The sequence below is a fragment of the Rhodococcoides trifolii genome (assembly GCF_014635345.1).
Classification (GTDB): Bacteria; Actinomycetota; Actinomycetes; order Mycobacteriales; family Mycobacteriaceae; genus Rhodococcoides; species Rhodococcoides trifolii.
In genome coordinates, this window is the sequence record NZ_BMCU01000001.1 from 1,197,124 (window position 1) to 1,217,949 (window position 20,826).

The 20,826-nt window shown below is 64.3% G+C and carries 18 protein-coding genes; 6 read left to right on the top strand and 12 right to left on the bottom strand.

The window, feature by feature from the left end; all coding sequences use genetic code 11:
* Nucleotides 1-28: 28 nt before the first annotated feature.
* Nucleotides 29-1,231, bottom strand: a complete 1,203-nt coding sequence (locus IEW02_RS05650; RefSeq protein ID WP_188543657.1) for a sensor histidine kinase — start codon at nt 1,229-1,231, stop codon at nt 29-31.
* Nucleotides 1,232-1,398: 167 nt separating this feature from the next.
* Between IEW02_RS05650 and IEW02_RS05655 the strand changes: the two genes are divergently transcribed.
* Both IEW02_RS05655 and IEW02_RS05660 read left to right on the top strand, forming a co-directional pair.
* Nucleotides 1,399-2,010 carry a DUF4352 domain-containing protein gene (locus IEW02_RS05655; RefSeq protein ID WP_188543658.1) on the top strand — a complete coding sequence of 204 codons (612 nt, stop codon included), beginning with the start codon at nt 1,399-1,401 and terminating at the stop codon, nt 2,008-2,010.
* A gap of 92 nt (nt 2,011-2,102) precedes the next feature.
* Nucleotides 2,103-2,744 carry a vWA domain-containing protein gene (locus IEW02_RS05660; protein ID WP_188543659.1) on the top strand — a complete coding sequence of 214 codons (642 nt, stop codon included), beginning with the start codon at nt 2,103-2,105 and terminating at the stop codon, nt 2,742-2,744.
* Between the two features lie 78 nt (nt 2,745-2,822).
* Here IEW02_RS05660 and IEW02_RS05665 read toward each other — a convergent pair whose 3' ends face one another.
* The 10 genes from IEW02_RS05665 to IEW02_RS05710 form a co-directional block, all read right to left on the bottom strand.
* Nucleotides 2,823-3,167 (bottom strand): TfoX/Sxy family protein, encoded by a 345-nt coding sequence (locus tag IEW02_RS05665; protein WP_188543660.1) that lies wholly within the window; start codon nt 3,165-3,167, stop codon nt 2,823-2,825.
* Nucleotides 3,168-3,363: 196 nt separating this feature from the next.
* Nucleotides 3,364-4,770 carry a rhamnulokinase gene (locus IEW02_RS05670; RefSeq protein WP_188543661.1) on the bottom strand — a complete coding sequence of 469 codons (1,407 nt, stop codon included), beginning with the start codon at nt 4,768-4,770 and terminating at the stop codon, nt 3,364-3,366.
* The gene (locus IEW02_RS05675) at nt 4,767-6,797 is read right to left on the bottom strand and encodes a bifunctional aldolase/short-chain dehydrogenase (RefSeq protein ID WP_188543662.1); all 2,031 of its coding nucleotides are present in this window, start codon (nt 6,795-6,797) and stop codon (nt 4,767-4,769) included. Before IEW02_RS05675 ends, IEW02_RS05670 begins: the two co-directional genes overlap by 4 nt.
* A gap of 15 nt (nt 6,798-6,812) precedes the next feature.
* Nucleotides 6,813-8,225, bottom strand: coding sequence for an L-fucose/L-arabinose isomerase family protein (locus tag IEW02_RS05680; RefSeq protein ID WP_188543663.1), 1,413 nt, complete (start codon nt 8,223-8,225; stop codon nt 6,813-6,815).
* Complete coding sequence (gene rhaI / locus IEW02_RS05685) at nt 8,225-9,394, bottom strand: L-rhamnose isomerase (RefSeq protein ID WP_188543664.1); 1,170 nt, start codon at nt 9,392-9,394, stop codon at nt 8,225-8,227. The genes IEW02_RS05680 and rhaI overlap by 1 nt, the downstream gene beginning before the upstream one ends.
* Complete coding sequence (locus IEW02_RS05690) at nt 9,391-9,735, bottom strand: L-rhamnose mutarotase (RefSeq protein WP_188543665.1); 345 nt, start codon at nt 9,733-9,735, stop codon at nt 9,391-9,393. The genes rhaI and IEW02_RS05690 overlap by 4 nt, the downstream gene beginning before the upstream one ends.
* A 2-nt stretch (nt 9,736-9,737) precedes the next feature.
* The gene (gene rhaS / locus IEW02_RS05695) at nt 9,738-10,826 is read right to left on the bottom strand and encodes a rhamnose ABC transporter substrate-binding protein (protein WP_188543666.1); all 1,089 of its coding nucleotides are present in this window, start codon (nt 10,824-10,826) and stop codon (nt 9,738-9,740) included.
* A gap of 27 nt (nt 10,827-10,853) precedes the next feature.
* Nucleotides 10,854-11,873: an ABC transporter permease gene (locus IEW02_RS05700; protein WP_188543667.1), complete on the bottom strand. Its 1,020-nt coding sequence runs from the start codon at nt 11,871-11,873 to the stop codon at nt 10,854-10,856.
* On the bottom strand, nt 11,863-12,909 hold the full coding sequence (locus IEW02_RS05705) for an ABC transporter permease (RefSeq protein ID WP_188543668.1): 1,047 nt from the start codon (nt 12,907-12,909) through the stop codon (nt 11,863-11,865). The genes IEW02_RS05700 and IEW02_RS05705 overlap by 11 nt, the downstream gene beginning before the upstream one ends.
* On the bottom strand, nt 12,906-14,432 hold the full coding sequence (locus IEW02_RS05710) for a sugar ABC transporter ATP-binding protein (protein ID WP_188543669.1): 1,527 nt from the start codon (nt 14,430-14,432) through the stop codon (nt 12,906-12,908). The genes IEW02_RS05705 and IEW02_RS05710 overlap by 4 nt, the downstream gene beginning before the upstream one ends.
* Before the next feature lie 254 nt (nt 14,433-14,686).
* On the opposite strand from IEW02_RS05710, the gene IEW02_RS05715 reads away from it, so the two are divergent.
* From IEW02_RS05715 to IEW02_RS05730, 4 genes are read left to right on the top strand one after another with little or no spacing between them, the layout of a single operon-like run.
* Complete coding sequence (locus IEW02_RS05715; RefSeq protein ID WP_188543670.1) at nt 14,687-15,706, top strand: LacI family DNA-binding transcriptional regulator; 1,020 nt, start codon at nt 14,687-14,689, stop codon at nt 15,704-15,706.
* 8 nt (nt 15,707-15,714) lie between these two features.
* Nucleotides 15,715-16,455 carry a (Fe-S)-binding protein gene (locus IEW02_RS05720; protein WP_188543671.1) on the top strand — a complete coding sequence of 247 codons (741 nt, stop codon included), beginning with the start codon at nt 15,715-15,717 and terminating at the stop codon, nt 16,453-16,455.
* On the top strand, nt 16,452-17,912 hold the full coding sequence (locus IEW02_RS05725) for a LutB/LldF family L-lactate oxidation iron-sulfur protein (RefSeq protein ID WP_188543672.1): 1,461 nt from the start codon (nt 16,452-16,454) through the stop codon (nt 17,910-17,912). The genes IEW02_RS05720 and IEW02_RS05725 overlap by 4 nt, the downstream gene beginning before the upstream one ends.
* On the top strand, nt 17,902-18,519 hold the full coding sequence (locus IEW02_RS05730; protein WP_188543673.1) for a LutC/YkgG family protein: 618 nt from the start codon (nt 17,902-17,904) through the stop codon (nt 18,517-18,519). The genes IEW02_RS05725 and IEW02_RS05730 overlap by 11 nt, the downstream gene beginning before the upstream one ends.
* A 375-nt stretch (nt 18,520-18,894) precedes the next feature.
* Here the strand turns inward: IEW02_RS05730 and IEW02_RS05735 are convergent, their stop codons facing one another.
* On the bottom strand, nt 18,895-19,560 hold the full coding sequence (locus IEW02_RS05735; protein ID WP_229745789.1) for an HNH endonuclease: 666 nt from the start codon (nt 19,558-19,560) through the stop codon (nt 18,895-18,897).
* Nucleotides 19,561-20,826: the final 1,266 nt, after the last annotated feature.

The window sequence follows — 20,826 nt, forward strand, 5'->3', positions numbered from 1 at the left end:
ACAACCGTAACCGGCTGGTCCGACAGTCCTAGGAATACCAGGGCAACCAGGCCGTGACGACGAATCCGCCTTGCGCAGCGCCCGATGTCAGGTGTCCGCCCGCGCTGCCGACCTGCTCCGTGAGGCCGCCGAGGCCGTGGCCGGCTCCAGGAGTCGACGACACCGTACCGGCGAGGTGGTTGCGTACCTCGATCGTGAGCCCGCTCGCGTCGGAACCGCCGACGGACACCTGCACGGGTGAACTCGGAGAGTGCTTGTGAGCGTTGGTCAACGATTCCTGAACTACTCGATAAGCGACGTGGCTCGTCAGCGGCCCCACATCACCCGGTGCGACGTCCTGGACGTAGCGCACCCGCATGCCCGTCGTACGCGCGCTGTCCACCAGATCGCCGATTCCGGCGATGCTGCGGCGACCGGAATCGATGCCACCGGTGTCGGACCCGCGCAGGACCCCGATGATGCGTTTGAGTTCGTCGAGCGAATCATGAGCCGTGGAGCGAATGAGTGACGCCGTGTTGGATACCTTCGCCGGACCGTCGCCACTGTTGACCTGCATCCCGCCCGCCAACAACGAGATACGGCTCAGACCGGCAGCGAGGGTGTCGTGCATGTCGCGTGCGATGCGGGCACGTTCCTCGGTCAGCAGCATTTCCTCGCGGAGTTTCGCCGATTGTGCGGTGACGTGGTCTCGGGAACGGACGGCGTTGTCCAGATCGGTTTTTGTTCGCCTGAAATACGCGATCCCGAGCACAATCAGAACAAGACCCAGAGCGACCATGCACGGCACCCACAGCGGAAGATTCCATTCCGGCGCGGGGCCCGTTTTGTCGACCCGGATTCCGATCGTCAACACCGAATAGTCCCTGCGCCGGTACGCGTCGTAGCTCAGCGACGCCGAGCACGCGAAGAAGACGACAACAGTTGCACCGACAAGCCGCCACCCACGAGCAACCGCCGTTACCGCGAACAGTGCGAACAGTGCTGCGGTTCCGTCGGTAGGGAAGAGCAGTGGACCAGCGACGCTGACGGCGAGTACTAGCCAGGGTTTCTGCCGTCGCCAGATCAGGGCGACTCCCGCCGCAAAGTTCAGCACGCTGCCAACGGCGACACTCCACGGCGGCGAACCCGAGAATCCGGCCAGACCTGCAGTCATGAACGTGCAGAAGAGACAGAACGCCACTATCGCGGTGGTCGCGGCTCGGCGCCGGACCTTGGCAGCGGTGGTCGTCATCGGGCCGAGCTTACGGCCGGACACCGACAAGCGGATCGTTCGAACGGACCGACCGAAAGTAGGAACGAGCGCGACCGGTTCGACGATCCGCTGCGCCTCCTGTCTGCGGTTTCGTGGAGTCATTGCGACACCGCCCGGTGTCGATGTCGACCGGAAGGACCGCAGTCATGACGTACCCGCAGAACCCCGCGCCTCAGCAGCCGGAGAAGAAGAACTGGGCCGCCCGCCACAAGATCCTGACGGCTTTGGGCGTCGTTATAGCTGTGGCGGTTGTCGTCAACCTGGCTTCCGGTGGGTCGGATTCGTCGTCGGTCAGCTCGGTGGCCTCACTGTCGTCGAGCGCAGTCGATGCTTCCGCTCCGGCAAGCGAGCCGGAAACGGAATCGAGTCCGGGTATCGGAGTTCCGGTGCGCGACGGCAAGTTCGAGTTCGTGGTGCAATCCGTCCAGCCGGGCGTGACGAGCGTCGGTGAGAACTACGTGGAGCAGACACCGCAGGGGGAGTACGTCCTGGTCACGCTCAGTGCGGCCAATATCGGCGACCGTCAGCAGCTTTTCGACATCACGTCCCAGAAGCTCCTCGACGCTGCCGGCCGTCAGTTCTCGGCCGACACCGTCGCGACCATCACGAACGACCCGAACATCAGCGTCACGCAGATCAACCCGGGCAACTCCGTCGTCGCAACTCTCGTGTTCGACGTCCCCGCGGGGACGTCCCCGGCCGAGATCGAGTTGCACGATTCGTTGTTCTCCGGCGGCACTGTCGTGGCTCTTACCTAGCTCGATCGAACTTGTCGGTACCCCGTTCTACAGTCCCCTCATCAGTTCGCTCCACGGCCTTTCTCGGGCCGCATCACCCTTTGGGAGTTTTCATGACCGACTCTTCTCTGTCTCTCGTTGCCGCGTTGCTCGACCGCTCCGGATCCATGCAGTCCATTGCCGACGACACCCGTGGCGGGTTCGACGCGTTCATCGCCTCCGAGCGGGGTCATGACGGCCGGACCGTTGTCACGCTCGCTCAGTTCGACAATGAGTACGAGTTGGTCTACGAGAACCGTCCGATCGAGGACGTGCCCAATCTTGTTCTGCAGCCTCGCAACTCGACGGCGCTGTACGACGCGTTGGGGCAGCTGGTCACCGACATCGGAACGAGCTTGGCCGCGCAGCCCGAGGACGAGCGACCGGGTTCGGTCACCGTACTGGTCATGACGGACGGGCACGAGAACGCCAGCACGGAGTGGACGCACGCTGCGGTGCGGTCGCTCATCGAGCAGCAGGAGTCGCAGTACAACTGGGACTTCGTGTTCCTCGGCGCCAACATGGACGCGGTCGAGACCGGCCGCCGGCTCGGTTTCAAGGCGGACAAGTCGATGACGTACGCGACTACCAGTGTGGGAGTGTCGGCGGCCTTCTCGGCTGTGGCGGACTACCAGAACCGGAAGCGGGTGTCACCGGTTCCGATGGCCGTTCCCGGCTTCTCCGAGAGCGATCGGCGACGGGCCGGGGGAGAGTAGCTACGCCCGCTGCCGCCGTCGGTAGCTATCTCGTCGCTCATATCCGATCTCGCTTCAGCAAGTCAGTGACACAGGACACTACCGCTTTCCCGTCACGTTTGAGTTGTAGTCGAGAACCGCGTCTATCCAGAACCGCAGGTTGTCCTCGCCTGTCAACGCTGCGTCGTCGACGGTGATCCACCCCTCGCCCATGGACCGCTCTGTGCCCATCTCCGCGCGGCGAGCCCCGTCGACCTTTAGGTAGTCGGCGTCGCGGTCACCTGACACGCGAACGAGGAGGGCGCCTCCACCGGTTCCGACGCATACGACCATCTTCTCGTTGACCATGAACGCGAGGCCGCCGAACATTTTTCGCTCGCGCAGGCTTTCCTCGTCGGACAGGGCGGCGCGGACTCGATCGGCGAGTGCGAGGTCGTAGATCATTTGGACACCCCTTTCCCTGCGTCGATCGAATACCCATCGACGCGGGTGCGCAAGGGCATGATGTGCAGGCGGCGGCGGGCGTGGCCATGATTCTGCGAGTCCAATGGGCAACAGCGAGGAACATTTCCCGAGCACTTGCACATTTCACTCGCGAAATCGGTAGGGAGGTCCACCGGCTGACGTGGAATCTCCCGAGTCAGGAGCGCCCTGAATCGGAACCAGGGGAGGAGGGCACGTACTCCATCAACTCGAACGACTCCCGCACCACCGCCCGCAGCTCCGCCAACCCGCCCTCGATCTCCCCGGCCGCCCTCGCCTGCACCAGCACGTTGCCCAGCGCCGACCCTTCGACCGGACCCGCGACGACGGGAAGACCCGTGGCGTCGGCGGTCAGCTGACACAGCAGTGTGTTCTGCGATCCCCCTCCGACGATGTGCACCACCTCGACGTCGATCCCCGCCAATTCACCTGCAGTACGGACGGATCGGGCATACGCCGCAGCAAGGCTGTCCATGATGCACCGGATCGTTTCCGCTGGATTGGACGGCTCCGGCACCCCGGCCGCCGAGCATTCGGCCGCGATGCGTGCGGGCATGTCGCCGGGCGGCAGGAACACCGGCAGGTCCGGGTCGATCACTGAAGAGCCGGGCAGCCCCACAGCTTCGTCCAGCAACTCGGTCAGCGACACGGTCAGCCCGTCTCGCTCCCACTGCCGCAGCGACTCCTGCACCAACCACATCCCCATGACGTTGCGCAGCAGGCGGACGGTGCCGTCGACGCCGGCCTCGTTGGTGAAGCCGCCGACGCGGGCTTCCTCCGTCACAACGGGTTCCGTCGTCTCGACCCCCACCAAAGACCATGTGCCCGAAGCGATGTAGGCGAACGATGGTGTCGACGCGGGGACTGCGACGATGGCCGACGCGGTGTCGTGAGTGCCGACCGCGACGACGGACGACGGTGACCCAACGAGCGCTGAGACATCCGAAGTCAGCGAACCGATCACCTCGCCTGGTGACAACAGGGAAGGCAACACGTTGAACGGCAGCCCGAGCGACGCGATGGAATCGCGATCCCACGTCCTGGAAAAAGGATCGAGCAACCCCGTGGTCGACGCGTTCGTCACCTCGCCCACCTGCACCCCGGTCAGCCAGTACGCCAACAGATCCGGGATCATCAGCAAGCGGGCCGACAAAGCCAACACCTCGGGCCGCTCGGTCTGCAGTTGAAAGACCGTGTTGAACGGTAGGGCGGCAATTCCGTTGCGCAGGAACAGGTCCTCGTGGTCACCGTCGGTACGCGTGTCGCGGTAGTGAAACGGTACCCCGAGCATCCGCCCGTCGGCGTCGAGTAGCGCGTAGTCCACGGCCCACGTGTCTATCCCGATGGATGTCAAACCAACGTCCAACGAGTCAACGAGCGTCCGCAGTCCGTCCAGCACTCCCTGATAGAGATCCAGGATGTTCCAGTGCAGCGACCCGCCCAGCTGCACGGGCCGATTGGGAAACCGCGCCATCTCGGTCAACGTAATGCGACCATCGACGATTCGCCCGAGCATCACACGACCACTTGACGCACCGAGATCAACTGCTGCGTAGGCGTTCACCTGAGGAACGCGGCAGCAACACCCGCATCCACCGGGATGTGCAGCCCGGTCGTGTGGGTCAGTTCGCCGCCGGTCAACGCGAACACCGCGTTGGCCACATGCTCCGGAAGAACCTCGCGCTTGAGGAGAGTGCGCTGGGCGTAGTACTCGCCCAACTTCTCCTCTTCGACGCCGTAGACGGCTGCACGTTTGGCGCCCCACCCGCCCGCGAAGATGCCCGAGCCGCGGACCACACCGTCGGGGTTGATGCCGTTGACGCGGATGCCGTGGTCACCGAGCTCGGCCGCAAGCAGCCGAACCTGGTGCGCCTGATCGGCTTTGGTTGCCGAGTACGCAATGTTGTTGGGGCCGGCGAACACCGAGTTCTTCGACGAGATGTAGACGATGTCCCCGCCCATGCCCTGCTCGATCATGATGCGCGCGGCTTCACGGGAGACAAGGAAAGAGCCTCGGGCCATGACGTTGTGCTGCAGATCCCAGTCCTGCAAGGTCGTGTCGAGTAAAGGCTTCGAGATGGACAGCCCGGCATTGTTGACGACAAGGTCGACGCCGCCGAACGCCAGCACTGCTTCGGCAAACCCGGCAGCGATCTGACCCTCGTCGGTGACGTCCGCCGCGATGCCCACGGCAACGTCCAACCCACCGATCTCAGCAGCTGCCGCAGCAGCTTTCTCCAGCGAGAGATCGGCGATGACGACGCACGCCCCCTCGGCCGCAAGCCGTGTCGCTATGGCCTTGCCAATGCCCGACGCGGCCCCGGTGACCAATGCGACGCGGGTGGCAAGAGGCTTGGGTGCAGGCATGCGCGCCAACTTGGCCTCTTCCAGCGCCCAGTACTCGATGCGGAACTTCTCCCGCTCGTCGATGGGGGCGTAGGTGGAGACGGACTCGGCGCCGCGCATGACGTTGATGGCGTTGATGTAGAACTCACCCGCCACACGCGCGGTCTGCTTGTTCGCACCGAACGAGAACATGCCGACACCGGGCACCAGCACGATGGCCGGATCGGCGCCGCGCATCGCGGGGCTGTCCGCGTCGGCGTGCTCGGAGTAGTAGCGGGCGTAGTCCTCGCGGTAGGAGGCGTGAAGCTCACGCAGCCGTGAAGCAACCTCTTCCAACGGTGAAGAAGGAGCCATGTCGAGCACCATCGGGCGCACCTTGGTGCGCAGGAAGTGATCGGGGCACGACGTTCCCAACGCCGCCAGCCGTGTGTGCTCGGCCGACGCAAGGAAGTCCAACACCACTGAGCTGTCGTCGAAATGGCCAACCTGCGGTCGGTCCGTCGAGGCGAGCCCGCGGATCAGGGGGAACAGGGCAGCAGCTCTCGTTCGTCGATCATCCGAAGACAGGGGGCCGAAGCCATCAAGAGCTGGCCCGAACGGTTCGTCCCGACCGTTGTCGGCCAGGAACTGCTCGGCCGTGCGGATGATCTCGAGGGACCGCGCTTCGCTCTCCTCGCTGGTGTCGCCCCACGCGGTGATGCCGTGCCCACCGAGGATGCAGCCGATGGCCTGCGGATTGGCGGAAGCAATAGAGGCGATGTCGAGGCCGAGCTGAAATCCCGGTCGACGCCACGGGACCCATACGACGCGATCGCCGAAGCACTTGCGGGTCAGCTCTTCCCCGTCTGCGGCGGTCGCGAGCGCGATGCCGGAGTCCGGGTGCAGGTGGTCGACGTGCGGGGCCTCGACCAGTCCGTGCATCGCCGTGTCGATCGACGGCGCGGCGCCGCCCTTGCCGTGCAGGCAGTAGTCGAAGGCCGCGACCATTTCGTCTTCGCGTTCGACACCGGGGTAGACGCTTTTCAACGCGCGAACCCTGTCGAGACGCAAAGCGGCCAATCCGGCCGGCTTCAACGTCCCGAGGTCGCCGCCGGACCCCTTGACCCACAACAGCTCTACATCCTCACCGGTGACGGGGTCGGTCTCGGTGCCCTTGGCGGAGGTGTTGCCTCCGGCGTAGTTGGTGTTGCGCGGATCGGCGCCGAGTCGGTTGGACCGGGCGATGAGATCGTCGATCGTGCTCACTGAGACAGCTCCTGATTAGACGTGGGTATACGAAATGCCGAGCAACTCTGCTGCGGCCTTGATGTCCTTGGCGCGGTGGCCGGTGCACAGCGCCCAGTGGTGACCGGTTCCGGTGGCGCTCCACTCGTCGGTCCACTCGCCGGGATCGCGACCGAAGTCGACGCGGGAGGTGGTGTTGCCGATCTGCAGCAACGGACCCGGAACGACGGTTCCCTCGGACGTGATGAAGGTGAAGGAGCCGTCTCGGTTCTGGCCGATGGCGAACGTCGTGACCGGGCCGGGTTGGACGTCGAATTCGACGCTGATCCCGTTGCCGCGCTTGCCGTGGTAGACGCCCAATCCGCGCAGAAGTGGCTCGGCGGAGGAGATCTGGAGGTGAGCCGGCCCGTCGTGCCCCATTTCGACGACGCCGTCCCGGAAGTTCAGTGCCTGCAGTTCGGTGAACGATCCGCCGGCACCGAGTCGGTCCGCGATGAGCATGGCCACGGCAGTGCGGATGTCGTATTCGCCGGCCAGCGGCACGCCGCGGGCGGTGAGCAGCGATGCACCCAGAATCATTCCGGCACCGAGGCGTTCGTGCAGTTCCCCGTCGAGGCCGCGGTGGTAGTAGGCCATGGCGTCGAGACCGAAGTCGTCGACCAAGCGGTCCAAACCGACGGACACCTTCGCGCCCCAGGCGAAGTCGTCGTCGACCACCGAGTCGTCGATGTGGAAGACGCTGCGGGCCATGTCGAGTCGCTCGCTGATCTGAGCGTCGGTGACGGCCTGGACCCGAACGCGGAGGTCGTCGAACTCGAGTACCTCGACGTGCGCACCGAACTGCGACGAGAGCAGCGTCATGTCGGTGGAGATGTCGAGCATCCCCGGGTAGAGGTGGCCCATCAGGCCGAGGCGCGAATGCCGGAGCGCTGCGCGTGCCGACGCGGCGCCGACCCACGCGTCGATGCGCGACCAGGCGTTCTCGTCGTGCAGGTAGCCGGACACGGAGCGGAAGTCGATCCCGCTACGGCGAAAGACGTTGGCCACCTCGGGGAGTGGGCACTGACCGCAGTAGGCCAACCACTCACCGGTCCCGGTGGTCGCGTGGTCCATCGCCTCGGTGGGTTGGAGGTCGATCAGCAGAATGGGGGCGTCGACGCGTTGCGCGATGGGTAGCACCATCGACGATGTCAGATACGTCGTGAGGAAGATGACCACCAGGTCGCAGTCGGCTATCCGCAGCTTCTCGGCGGCCACTACCGATTCGGTTGCATCCGAGACGAATCCGGCATCGATCACCGTTGCTTCCTGCTTCTCGAAGCGCTCGGTGACGTACCGGGCCGACTGCTGCAGGGTCGCCAGCAGGCCGGGGAACTGGGGCCAGTAGGCGCCTAGTCCGCCGGCCACCAAACCGATGCGGGTTCGGCGAGGCGCGATGCGTTCGAGCATCACGCTCCCCACCCAGCCTGCTGTCCGCCGACGCGGTCCGTCTCGACTCGTTCCATGTAGCCGGAGCGGGCGAACGCCGCGACAGGATCCCGGTCCAGACCCTGTGACTCACGAAGATCGGCGAGAAGGCCGCGGACGTCGGTGTTGTACGCGTCCATCAGAACCGCGTGTGCGCCGAGGATGTCGCCGTCGATCTGAGCCTTCTCCAGCGCGGACGCGTCGACGAGCAAAGCCTTGGCCGTCGCTTCCTGCACGTTCATGATCGAGCGGATCTGGCCGGGGATCTTCGGTTCGATGTTGTGGCACTGGTCGAGCATGAAGTTGATGCCCGAGGTCGGTAGGTGAGCGCCGACCGAGACGATCTCGTGCATGATGCGGAACAGCTGGAACGGGTCAGCGGCGCCCACGATCAGGTCGTCGTCCGCGTAGTTACGGGAGTTGAAGTCGAACGCGCCCAACTTGTTCTGCCGGATGAGCTGCGCGACGATGAACTCGATGTTGGTGCCCGGCGCGTGGTGGCCGGTGTCCAACACGACCTTTGCTTGGTCGCCGAGGGCGAGGCAGTGCAGGAGCGACGTGCCCCAATCGGGGATGTCGGTGTGGTAGAAGAACGGCTCGAAGAACTTGTACTCGATGAGCAGCGTGTGGTCGGCGTCGAGGCCGGCGTAGATCTCCTGCAGCGATTCCGCGAGACGGTCTTGCCGGGCCCGAATCGAGTCCTGCCCTGCGTAGTTGGTGCCGTCGGGAAGCCAGAGCTTGAGAGTCTTGGATCCGGTCGCCCGCATCACGTCGATGCACTCGAGGTGGTGCGCAACGGCCTTCGCACGAATCCGCTTGTCGGCGTTCGTGAGTGAGCCGAGTTTGTAGTCGTCGTCCTGGAAGACGTTGGAGTTGACGGCGCCCAATGCGACTTTGTGGTCGGCGGCGAACGACGCCAACGAGCTGAAGTCGTCGACCTTGTCCCACGGAATGTGCAACGACACTCGGGGAGCGGCGCCGGTGACGCGGTTGACCTCGGCGGCGTCGGCAACCTTCTCGAACGGTGTGCGGGGGACGCCGGGGGTGGTGAAGACCTTGAACCGAGTGCCCGAGTTGCCGTAAGCCCAGCTCGGAACCTCGATGCCGAAATCGGCGAGCGCCGAGATGTCCTGTACAGCAGCGGTGGTCATGACACGTCACTTTCAAGTTGAGTCTCGAGGTGGAAGAGCTCGCGCAACAGCGTGAACCCTTCGTCGGGGGTGGCAGACCCGAGGCCCGTGAAGAACGGAGCCATCTGGGCCTGCCACCGTGCGTTGACGTCGGTACTGCTCATCGCTGCCTGCGCCGCGTCGAGATTCTCGCTCTCGACGTATCCGACGATCAGGCCGTCGTCACGGATGTGCAGGGAATAGTTGTTCCAGCCGTTGGCTTTCAGCGCCTGGAGCATCTCGGGCCACACCGCGGCGTGACGTTCGGAATACTCCGGAACCGATTCCGGTCTGAGCTGCAGCGTGAAGCAGTACCGGTTCATCTCTAGAAGTTGTACTGGTCGATATTGGCGTTGTCGAAGACGGTGGGCGGCCCGAGGACCAGTTCCCCGTCGACGCCGATCGTGTAGTCGCCGAGCTCGCCGGCCTTGAACTTCTCACCTTCGGCGCCGGTGATCTGACCCGATGCCAGGGCTGCGCCCGCGTAGGCGGCGAGGTAGCCGATATCGGTGGGATCCCAGAGCGCAAACTGCTTGACCGTTCCGTCCTTGACATACTCCCGCATCTGGTTCGGGGTGCCGAGGCCGGTCAGGACGATCTTGTCCTTGTACGACGAACCCGAGATGTAGCGGGCGGCAGCAGCAATGCCGACGGTGGTCGGGGAGACGATCGCCTTGAGATCCGGGTAGGTCTGCAGCAGACCCTGGGTCTCCTGGAACGACTTCTGATCGTCGTCGTTGCCGTAGACGGTGGTGACGAGCTCGATGCCGGAGTACGCGGGGTTCGATGCGAGCTGCTGCTTGAGCACCTCGATCCAGGCGTTCTGGTTGGTGGCGTTGGGAGTTGCGGAGAGGATGGCGATCTTGCCGGAGCCGCCGATCTGGTCGCTGGTCATCTTGGCCAGTGCCTCGCCGACGCCTTCCGTCGTGGCCTGGTTGATGAACAGGTCTCGGCAGTCCTTGGACGCGTCGGAGTCGAAGGTGACGACCTTGATGCCGGCGTCGCGTGCCTGGTTCAGCGACGGGCACACCGCGTTCGGGTCGTTGGCCGCGATCGCAATCACGTTCTGCTGCTGCTGAATCAGCGTGTTGATGTAGGAGACCTGTGAGGATGCGCTGGCGTCGTTCGGGCCGACGAGCTTGTACTCGCCACCGAATTCTCCCGTTGCCTTCTCGCCGCCCGCGACCTCGATGTCGGAGTACGGGTTGTTCAGCTGCTTGGGCAAGAAGCCGAACTTGAGGCCGCTCGTGATCGGCGCATCCGGGTTGGCGGTGCCGGTGACGCGGCGGGCGCTGTCCGAGGACGAGTCGGTGGCCGAGTCCTGGGTGGTACCACCGCATGCGGTGAGGGCGAGGGACAGGACTGCGAGCCCTGCCATCGGAGCCAGCATCAGGCGCCGAGAAGTTCGGGACATGAGGAACCTTTCGTGAAGGGTGAAAAATCAGGGGCGAGAAAGTGATGTGCGAACCCGGGTAATGATGTTGGGAAGTAGTACCGCGACGATGAGCAATATTCCGGTGACGACCGTCAGCGCTTCGTTGGAGATGTCCTCGAGACGCAATGCGTTCTGCAGTGCCGCGAGGAGCACCACGGCGGCCAGGACTCCGACGAGTCGGCCCTTGCCTCCGAAGATGGAGACGCCGCCGAGGAGAACCGCTGCCACGACGGACAATTCGAGACCGGAGCCGTTGTCGGCGCGGGCACTGGAGTACCGCAGGCTCCACAGCACCCCGGCGAGAGCTGCTACCGCACCGGCGACGACGTAGAGCCAGAACTTGATGCGGTTGCCGTTGATACCCGCAAATCGAGCGGCGGTGGCGCTGGCGCCGGTGGCGTAGATGTTGCGGCCGAGCGAGGTGAACTGCAGCACCGCGCCGAACACGATGGCCAGGATCACCAGCGGAATGGCGAGGTTCGGTACCGGGGTGTCCCCGATCGTTCCGGTCACCCATGAGGTGTAGACGCGGGGGAAGTTGGAGACGGCCGTGTCGCCCAGCAGCACGAAGGCAAGCCCGCGGAACAGGGCAAGTGTGCCGATCGTGACTGCGAGAGAGGGCAACCCGAGGGTGGCGACCAGGAAGCCGTTCAGGGCTCCGAGGAGCGCGCCGAGCAGGATGCACATCGGAATGATTGCTTCGATGGTGAAACCGTTGTTCCACATCCACCCCATCGCGGCACCGCTGAGGCCAAGGGTGCTGGCGACAGACAGGTCGATCTCACCGGTAACGATGATGAGCGTCATCGGCAGGGCGATGAGGAAGATCGGAGCGAGGTCGAGCACCAGGAACGTGAAGTTGGTGGTGCTACCGAAGTCCGGGTTCATCACCGAGGCGCCGAGCACCACGACGATGGTCAGGAAGATGATCGCGGTGTCCCAGCTGCCGAGCAACTCGCGCAGCCGGCTGGTCTGCGGGGTGGCGGGAGCAGGGGCGTCGGGGCGGGTGGCGAGATCATTCGACATGAGCGCTCCTCTTCCGGAGTTGCTGGGCGGCACGCACTGCCGCGATACGGTCTGCCGCGATGGCGACGAGGATGAGCGCGCCCACGATGGCCTGCTGCCAGAACTGATCGATCTGCAACACGGGGAGCGAGCTGTTGATGGTGGTGAGCAGCAGGGCGCCGAGTGCAGCACCCCAGACGGTGCCCACACCGCCGACGACGGCGACACCGCCGACCACACACGCCGCGATGACGTTGAGCTCGTACCCGGTTCCGGCGGCCGCGTCGACGGTGCCGAAGCGTGCGGCGAACATGACGCCGGCGATCCCGGCCATGGCCCCGGAGAAGGCGAACGCGGCGAGAGTGCGCTTGCCGACGGAGATTCCGGCGAGTTCGGCGGCGTGACCGTTGGAGCCGATGGCGTAGAGGTCGCGTCCGCTGCGGTAGCGGGCGAGGTAGAGGCCGGCGCCGATCAGGGCCACCACCGCGACGAGCACCAACACCGGGACACCGAGGACGTTGGCGGTGCCGAGATCGAGGAACGCCCCGGGCATCTCGTCGGCCGTGATCTGCTCGCCGCCGGCCCAGAAGAAGGCGATGCCGCGGAAGATGTACATCGTGCCGAGCGTGACCACCAGCGCAGGAACTCCGCCGTAGCGCACCAGCAGCGCGTTGAAGACGCCGCACACGGTGCCGACGACGATGCCCGCAAGGATGCCGAGAACGATTGGCGCCCCGGACTTCATGACCGATCCGGCTGCGAAAGCGGAGAGCCCCAGCACCGAGCCGACGGACAGGTCGATGTTCTTGGTGATCATCACAACGGTCTGCCCGACGGCCAGCACACCGATGATCGACGCAGCGAGCAGCAGGTCGCGGATGCTCTGCCCGGAGAGGAACGAGCTGTTGGTCGCCGCCGTCACGGCGATCAGGACGACCAGCGCGGCCAGGATGCCGAGCGATCGCATCCGCAGGACCTTCTCCACGAGGGAGGGGCCGTCGCGAGTGATCGGCTTCAGCGGCTCGGCCGTCTGTGCAGGCGGGGTGGTGATGCTCATGCTGCGGACTCCGTTCCCATGGCGGCGAACATGACCGATTCTTCGGTGGCATGGGCGCGGTCGATTTCGGCGGCGATGCGGCCTTCGCGCATGACGAGCACGCGGTCGGCCATGCCGAGGACTTCCGGCAGTTCGGAGGAGATCATCACGACGGCGACGCCTTCGCTGGCGAGCGTCGAAATGATCTTGTGGACTTCGGCTTTGGTGCCGACGTCGATACCGCGGGTCGGCTCGTCGACAATCAGGACGATCGGGTCGGTGGCCAACCACTTGGCCAGCACCACTTTCTGCTGGTTGCCACCGGAGAGGGTGCCGACGGGGTCGGTGATGCGGGCGAATTTGGTCTGGAGCTTGCGGGTCCAGTCGTACGCCGAGCGCCGTTCGGCGCCGCCGACGAGGAAACCGAAGCGCGCCAACGCAGCCGAGCGAGTCAGCGTCGCGTTGCGCTCGATCGACATCTCGGGGATCAGGCCCTGCTGACGACGATCCTCGGGGACGAGGGCGATGCCGGCGCGCATGGCGGCCTTGGGGTTCGACGCTTTCAGTTCTTTGCCGCGAACCTTCACTACACCGGAATCGCGGGGGTCGACGCCGAACACGGATTGCATGACTTCGGAGCGACCTGCCCCGACCAGTCCGGCGAGCGCGACGATCTCGCCTGCCCGAACGTCGAAGCTGATGTTGGAGAACACCCCTGCGCGGGAGAGGTTCTGGACTTCGAGGATCACCGCGCCGGGTTCGACGTCGATTTTGGGGTACAGGGCGCCGAGTTCGCGGCCGACCATCTGCTTGATCAAGTCGTCGACGGTCATGCCGTCGAGCGGGGAGGTGGAGATGTGGCGGCCGTCGCGCATCACGGTGACGCGCTGGCACAGCTCGAAGATTTCCTCGAAGCGGTGCGAGATGAACAGGACTGCGGCGCCGTCGGCGCAGAGGGATCGGGCGACGCTGAACAGCCGCGCGACTTCGTTGCCGGAGAGGGCGGCGGTGGGCTCGTCCATCACGATCACCGACGCTTGGGTGGACAGGGCTTTGGCGATCTCGACCAGTTGCTGATCGGCGATGGAGAGGCCGCTGGCGAGACGATCGGGGTCCAGGGGGACACCGAGGCGGGTGAAGAGGGCGTCGGCGGCGGCGTTCATCGCGCTGCGGTCGATCATGCGTCCGTGGGTGGTGGGCTGCGCGCCGATGTAGATGTTCTCGGCGATCGTCAGGTCCGGGAAGAGCGTCGGTTCCTGGTAGATGACGGCGATGCCCTGCGCTTTCGCCTCGGCGGGGGAGCCGAGGGTGATCTCGGTGCTTCCAGAGAGGAGCGTGCCGGAGTCCGGCTTGTGGACACCGGCCAGCATTTTCACGATGGTCGACTTCCCGGCGCCGTTCTCGCCGACGAGTGCGTGGGCCTCCCCGCCGTAGAGGGGAAACGAGACACCGGAGACAGCGGCGACGCTTCCGAACGACTTGGTGACGTCGCGGACTTCGAGCAGGGGAACAGCGGTGGGCGTCGTCGTGCTGGGGACGCTCATGCAAGCAACCTCCGTTGATCTGAACGCGTCTGATTGAAACGGTTCATTGAGTGGTTAGAAGCTAGAAGTGATGAGGGCCACGCGTCAACCCCGTGACCCCGATCACTCATCTCTGTGACTGAATCGTTATAACTGCTGATCGACGCGCATGACCGTCGGCGGAGGCCGACACGAACTCACGCAGGGTGTCCACGCTTGCGCAACTACCGGTAAACCGTTTCAATGACCCCAACGCAGGAGAAAGGGGGTGAGACGTGGCAGCCAGCATGCGCGAGGTCGCAGCCCTCGCTGGTGTCTCCATGGGAACCATCTCCAACGTGCTGAACAAGCCCGACATGGTCTCCGCCCCCACCCGCGAACGCGTCGAAGCGGCGATCGCTCAGCTCGGCTTCGTGCGCAACGACGCTGCCCGCCAACTCCGCGCCGGCCAGTCCCGCATGCTCGCCGTCGTCGTGCTCGACGCCCGAAACCCCTTCTTTCTCGACGTCGCGGCAGGCGCCGAATCCGTCGCCGATCGAAGCGATTTGCTGACGGTCATCGTCGGCAGCGGTGAGTCGGAGGAACGCGAGAATCGCCAACTGCGACTGCTCATGGAGCAACGCGTGCAAGGGATTCTGCTCAGTCCGGTCGGCGAGAACATTCCGATGCTCGACAAACTCGACCGCCAAGGCACTCCCGTCGTCCTGCTCGATCGCGGCTCCCGTGCACCGGGCCGGTCCTCGGTCGCCGTCGACGACGTCCATGGCGGGCGCCTCGCCGCACGGCACCTGATGGACCTCGGACATCGCACCCTCGTCTACGTCGGCGGGCCGGAAAGCATTCGGCAGGTACGTGATCGACGATCCGGCGCCCTCGACGCCGTCGCCGAATCGGCCAGCACCCGCATGTCGACGCTGTGGGCGCCGTCGCTGTCCATCGAGGCCGGCGCCAAAGCTGCCGCCCAAATCCTCGACGCGACGGACCGGCCCACCGCCGTCGTCTGCGCCAACGACCTTCTCGCACTCGGTGTGCTGCAGGAATGCGTCCAGCGCGGGGTGCGTGTTCCGGAGGAGCTGGCGATCGTCGGGTACGACGACATCGACTACGCCGCCGGCGCCGCAGTCCCGCTCACCTCCATTGCGCAGCCTCGCGCCGAATTGGGCCGGGCCGCAGCCGAACTGCTGTTGCAGCAGGTCGCTGCGCCGGTGGATCACGAATTTCAGCAGCTCACGTTCAGCCCGTCACTGGTGGTGCGCGGCAGCACCGATCACGGCTGGCGCGGGTCCACGCTCTAGGAGGCTCCATGCGCATCGCTCTGTTCGCCACGTGTCTGGCGGACGCCCTGTTCCCCGAATCGGCCAAAGCGACGGTGTCGCTGCTCGAACGGCTCGGCCACACCGTCGTCTTCCCGGCCGATCAGACGTGCTGCGGGCAGATGCACGTGAACACCGGATACCTCAAAGAGGCTGCGCCGCTTGTCCGTCACCACGTCGAGGTGTTCGAGGAGGCGACCTGGGACGTGGCCGTGGCGCCGTCGGGTTCGTGCGTCGGTTCCGTTCGACACCAACACGCGATGGTTGCCCGACGTGCCGGTGACGAGGACTTGGCCGTCCGTGCGGAAGCCGTCGCGTCCAAGACGTACGAACTGTCCGAGCTGCTGGTCGACGTCCTCGGTGTCACCGACGTCGGCGCCTACTTTCCCCACCGCGTCACCTACCACCCCACCTGCCATTCACTGCGGATGCTGCGGGTCGGCGACAAGCCACTGGAGCTGCTACGCAACGTACGAGGGATGACGCTCGTCGAACTGCCCGAAGCCGAATCCTGTTGCGGCTTCGGCGGAACGTTCGCGCTGAAGAACTCCGAGACGTCGACGGCCATGCTCTCGGACAAGATGTCGAACGTGCTCTCCACCGGCGCCGAGGTGTGCAGCGCCGGCGACTCCTCGTGCCTCATGCACATCGGCGGCGGACTGTCCCGCATGCGAACCGGCGTCAAGACCGTCCACCTGGCCGAAATCCTGGCGTCGACGGAGGCAGTGTGACCACCTTTTTGGGATCCCCCGGTATCGGAAATATCCGGGGCGACGAAAGCTTCCCGAAAGCGGCGAAACGCGCCCTGCAGGACACCCAGATGCGCCACAACGTCGGCGCCGCCACCAAGACCATCCGCGAGAAGCGCCTCAATGCCGTTGCCGAGTGCGACGATTGGGAAGAGCTGCGGCTCGCCGGCAGTGCCATCAAGACCGACGTGATGTCGCGACTGCCCGAGCTGCTGGAACAGCTCGAAGCCAACGTGACCACCCGCGGGGGAGTGGTGCACTGGGCGCGCGACGCCGACGAAGCCAACCGCATCATCACCGACCTGGTGAAGGCCACGGGCAGTGACGAGGTGGTCAAGGTCAAGTCCATGGCCACCCAGGAGACCGGGCTGAACGAGTACCTCGAAGCGGAGGGCATCGCCGCGATCGAGACCGACCTCGCCGAGCTCATAGTCCAACTGGGCGACGACAAGCCGAGCCACATCCTCGTCCCCGCCATCCACCGCAACCGCGCGGAGATTCGCGAGATCTTCCTGCGTCGCATGCCCGGCGTCGACAGCTCGATCACCGACGAACCGCGCGAGCTGGCGATGGCGGCACGCGAGCACCTTCGACGCAAGTTCCTGTCCGCGAAAGTGGCGATCAGCGGGGCGAATTTCGGTGTCGCCGAGACGGGGACACTGGCGGTGGTCGAGTCCGAGGGCAACGGCCGCATGTGTCTCACGCTGCCCGACACCCTCATCACGCTGATGGGTATCGAGAAACTGGTGCCGACATTCGCTGATCTCGAAGTGTTCATGCAGCTGCTGCCGCGCTCGTCGACCGCCGAGCGCATGAACCCGTACACCTCGATGTGGACGGGGGTGCACGAGGGCGACGGGCCGCAGAACTTCCACCTGGTGTTGATGGACAACGGGCGTACGAACGTGCTTGCCGACGAGGTGGGCCGCGCTGCGCTGCATTGCATTCGGTGCAGTGCGTGTTTGAACGTGTGTCCGGTGTACGAGCGGACGGGTGGGCACGCCTACGGCTCGGTGTATCCGGGTCCAATCGGCGCGATCCTGTCCCCGCAGTTGACGGGCACCACCGGGCACGACGACCCGAATGCGTCGCTGCCGTATGCGTCGTCGCTGTGCGGTGCGTGTTTCGATGCGTGTCCGGTGCGCATCAACATCCCCGACATTCTGGTGCATCTGCGGGCCGAGCAGGTCGACTCCGAGCGCGGCGGCATTCCCGGCGGTCAGGAGATTGCGATGCGCGCGGCGGGGTGGGCGATGAACTCGCCCAAACGCTTCGGGATGGCGGAGAAGGCCGCGGGTGTCGGCCGCCTGCTGGCGGGGAAGAAGGGTCACATCGAGTCCCTACCGTTCCCAGGGTCGTTGTGGACGACGAGCCGGGACATGCCCGCGCCGCCGAAGGAAACGTTCCGTGAGTGGTGGGCGCGTACCCATGAGCAGTAAAGATGTGATCTTCGAGCGGATCCGGTCGGCGACGGCGGGAGGTGTTGTCGGCGCCGAGGTGCCGCGGGACTACGACCGGGCATCGTTGGTCGGGCCCGGCGACGTGGATCGTTTCGCTGAGACGGTCGACGACTATCGGGCGCAGGTGTTTCGGGTGTCGGAGTCCGAGATTGCGGCGACGGTTCACGGGTTGTTGGGCGAGGGTGCCCGCGTCGTGGTGCCGGTCGATTTGCCGCCTTCTTGGGTGGAGGGTGTGTCGACGGTTTATGACACCGGCTTATCGGTCGATGAGTTCGACTCAGTCGATGCGGTGGTCACAGGCTGCAGGGTCGGGATTGCCGCGACGGGGACGATTGTTCTCGACGCCGGCTTCGCGCAAGGCCGGCGGGCGTTGACCCTGGTGCCCGATCACCACATCTGCATCGTGCGGGCGGATCAGGTGGTCGAGACCGTTCCGCAGGCGTTTGCGGTGTTGGATGCGACGCGGCCGCTGACGTTCGTCAGTGGCCCGAGCGCGACGAGTGATATCGAGTTAAACCGGGTGGAGGGGGTGCATGGGCCGAGGCGGTTGGATGTGGTGATTGTTGAAACGGTTGCTACTAGCTAAGCGCGTGCTTTCGGTACGGACGTAGAGGCGCGGGACCTAGACGCCGTCGCGCCGCGCTCGCATGGGGCCAGCCACTTCGCCAGGTGATCGCGAACCCGGACGGCCGAGATTCTGCGTTTGTCCCGGAGACCACGGTGGCCGGCAAGATGATCACCGGGGGCGACCTACCGCACTTCGACAAGGACGGGAGGGGCCGAGAGGCTCATGGTGATGGGTGCGGCCGCTCTTGGGGGCGAAGGTGTTCGCAAATGCGATGGGTGGGCATTTGCGCGGACCAGGGGGCTGCGGCGGGGGTCTGAAATGGAGGCCTGTGCGTTGATCTTAAGCGCATCGACGAGTCGAAATCCGTAAGGACTCACGCGCCTTAAAAGCGGGTTAGGCGGAATTACGAAATTTTTGGTACGCCACGTCGAGAAGTGTGGGATCCGGTCTCGATGCAGATTTTGGCAATACCATCAGCTCTTTTCCGTGCCTTTCTTGCAATCCGTACTGAAGCATCGGTCCATCGTGTTCTAGTAACAAGTCCGTCCGAATTTCGACAAAGAAATCAGGCCGCACACCAAGGATCTGCGTATCAAATGCCGCGTGATGTATCTTGCAAAGACTCAGTCCGTTTCTCACCGAAGGTATGCCAGCCTCGTCATGATCGGGAATTATGTGCGCTGCATCAAGGAGCTGACCGAGTCCCAAAGCGCATACGGTGCAACGTGTGCCGTACGCTTGCATCACACTGGCTCGAAATACCGGTTGATGTAGCCTTCGCTTGCTCTGTACTTGAATGTATCTTTTCATTTGTTCGTTTATGTTCGTGCCACTTCCGATGAGCTCGGCGACATCGGACGTAGCGACAGTGAATTGATGCAATTGCGGTTCTTCTGCAATCAGGTAGACAGGAAAGAGTGGTTGGTACATTGCGACCTCTACTCCAAAAAACCATATCAAAGGTAGTTGCCGGTTCATCGCCTCCCGCAAGGCGCGGTTGTCCGGGATGTCAGGATCTTCTCCACGCCATTTGTATCGCAAGAGTCCGTCGTCGCCCATCTCGTCTTCGTATGGTCGCGTTGTCGTTCTACGTCTACTGAAAACGGTCCGAATTGATAGTGCGGCATCAATCTGCCGTGGCTTTCGAATGCCCCGCTGGGGGTCCATTAGTCTCAACGGCTGACCGTCGAAGGTAAAATCCTTTAGATCCGTACTCGAGATGGCGTCCAGGCCGTCATTGGTTCGAATCGTCAGCCAGGACATGGCTTCTCGTCTGAGTCGGAGGTCGTATTCATCAGCACTCTCGACCATCATGTAATGCCAACATAGGTGTTCATCCCCGGAGTATCGCTCAGGACCATCATTCCGGTCGACACAACCTCTGCGGGGCATGTCGGAACGCTGAGCCTCGCCTAACAAATCGCCTCTACTCCCGGGTCGAGCTCACGCGGACTGATAGGCACGTCGAGGCGCAGGGCGCGGGCACCATTCGCCCAGAGCGAGGCTCTAGTAGACAGGGCAGCTCGCCAACACGCCGGGGCGCAATGAGCTTCTGGCCGCCGTCGAGCCCTTGCACTCATGGCCCTACTGACCCTGGGAACTGGAACAACCGGTGCCCGGCCTGCAGGTGAGGTGACTCGCGCATATTTTGGTAGCAAGGAACAAGACTTCCCGTTTGCGCTTGGTCCTCCTTGGAGGGCGACTACGGACGCGGCTAAGGGTTCGACGCAGTCGGGCTGTCGATCTCTCCGCGGTCAGGTTGCTCCGCAGACCCCCAGGCCGGAGAACTTACCCCACCCAGCTCAGCCTGTGGTCTTCTGGCGGTTCAGATCCCGTCATTGACGATCGTGCATCAAGAGAACGGTGTTACGTCGAAGAGTCCAGCGAACCTCAACGGTGGGGCTCACACCGCTCGCTAACGAACTTGACTCCGGTGCCGATAAGCACAACAACACTCGCGGAGGAGCCGCGATCGAGGGCACAAAGATTGGGTTGCATGCCTACCAGGGTCTACACCGGTTGTCGTGACTGCAAGAGCTGTACAAACTCTGACCTCGCGCATGCGGGGCGCAAAATGGGCCGCGCGTCTGCAGGCGTAGTCACGCTCGGTGTCTCCGAGCTGGCAATGTCCACCAAGAAAAAATGTCGAAATTGTGGGCACCAGCTGAGTCTTCACGGAAACGTTGCTTCGACGATGTTCGTCGAACGTCCAAGCGCGGGTCAGACTCCGACACCTACTCACCGCTCGGTCTTACCGGACCAATCGCAAGTCGGCAGTGAGCCAGCAAGACCAGGTTTCTTCAGCCGAGTTTATAAGCGTGTTCG

Bases quoted from the DNA above. Each gene is read 5' to 3' on its own strand.
- IEW02_RS05650 (WP_188543657.1), bottom strand. From the start codon at position 1,231: ATGACGACCACCGCTGCCAAGGTCCGGCGCCGAGCCGCGACCACCGCG.
- IEW02_RS05655 (WP_188543658.1), top strand. From the start codon at position 1,399: ATGACGTACCCGCAGAACCCCGCGCCTCAGCAGCCGGAGAAGAAGAAC.
- IEW02_RS05660 (WP_188543659.1), top strand. From the start codon at position 2,103: ATGACCGACTCTTCTCTGTCTCTCGTTGCCGCGTTGCTCGACCGCTCC.
- IEW02_RS05665 (WP_188543660.1), bottom strand. From the start codon at position 3,167: ATGATCTACGACCTCGCACTCGCCGATCGAGTCCGCGCCGCCCTGTCC.
- IEW02_RS05680 (WP_188543663.1), bottom strand. From the start codon at position 8,225: ATGCTCGAACGCATCGCGCCTCGCCGAACCCGCATCGGTTTGGTGGCC.
- rhaI (WP_188543664.1), bottom strand. From the start codon at position 9,394: ATGACCACCGCTGCTGTACAGGACATCTCGGCGCTCGCCGATTTCGGC.
- IEW02_RS05690 (WP_188543665.1), bottom strand. From the start codon at position 9,735: ATGAACCGGTACTGCTTCACGCTGCAGCTCAGACCGGAATCGGTTCCG.
- rhaS (WP_188543666.1), bottom strand. From the start codon at position 10,826: ATGTCCCGAACTTCTCGGCGCCTGATGCTGGCTCCGATGGCAGGGCTC.
- IEW02_RS05700 (WP_188543667.1), bottom strand. From the start codon at position 11,873: ATGTCGAATGATCTCGCCACCCGCCCCGACGCCCCTGCTCCCGCCACC.
- IEW02_RS05705 (WP_188543668.1), bottom strand. From the start codon at position 12,909: ATGAGCATCACCACCCCGCCTGCACAGACGGCCGAGCCGCTGAAGCCG.
- IEW02_RS05710 (WP_188543669.1), bottom strand. From the start codon at position 14,432: ATGAGCGTCCCCAGCACGACGACGCCCACCGCTGTTCCCCTGCTCGAA.
- IEW02_RS05720 (WP_188543671.1), top strand. From the start codon at position 15,715: ATGCGCATCGCTCTGTTCGCCACGTGTCTGGCGGACGCCCTGTTCCCC.
- IEW02_RS05730 (WP_188543673.1), top strand. From the start codon at position 17,902: ATGAGCAGTAAAGATGTGATCTTCGAGCGGATCCGGTCGGCGACGGCG.
- IEW02_RS05735 (WP_229745789.1), bottom strand. From the start codon at position 19,560: ATGGGCGACGACGGACTCTTGCGATACAAATGGCGTGGAGAAGATCCT.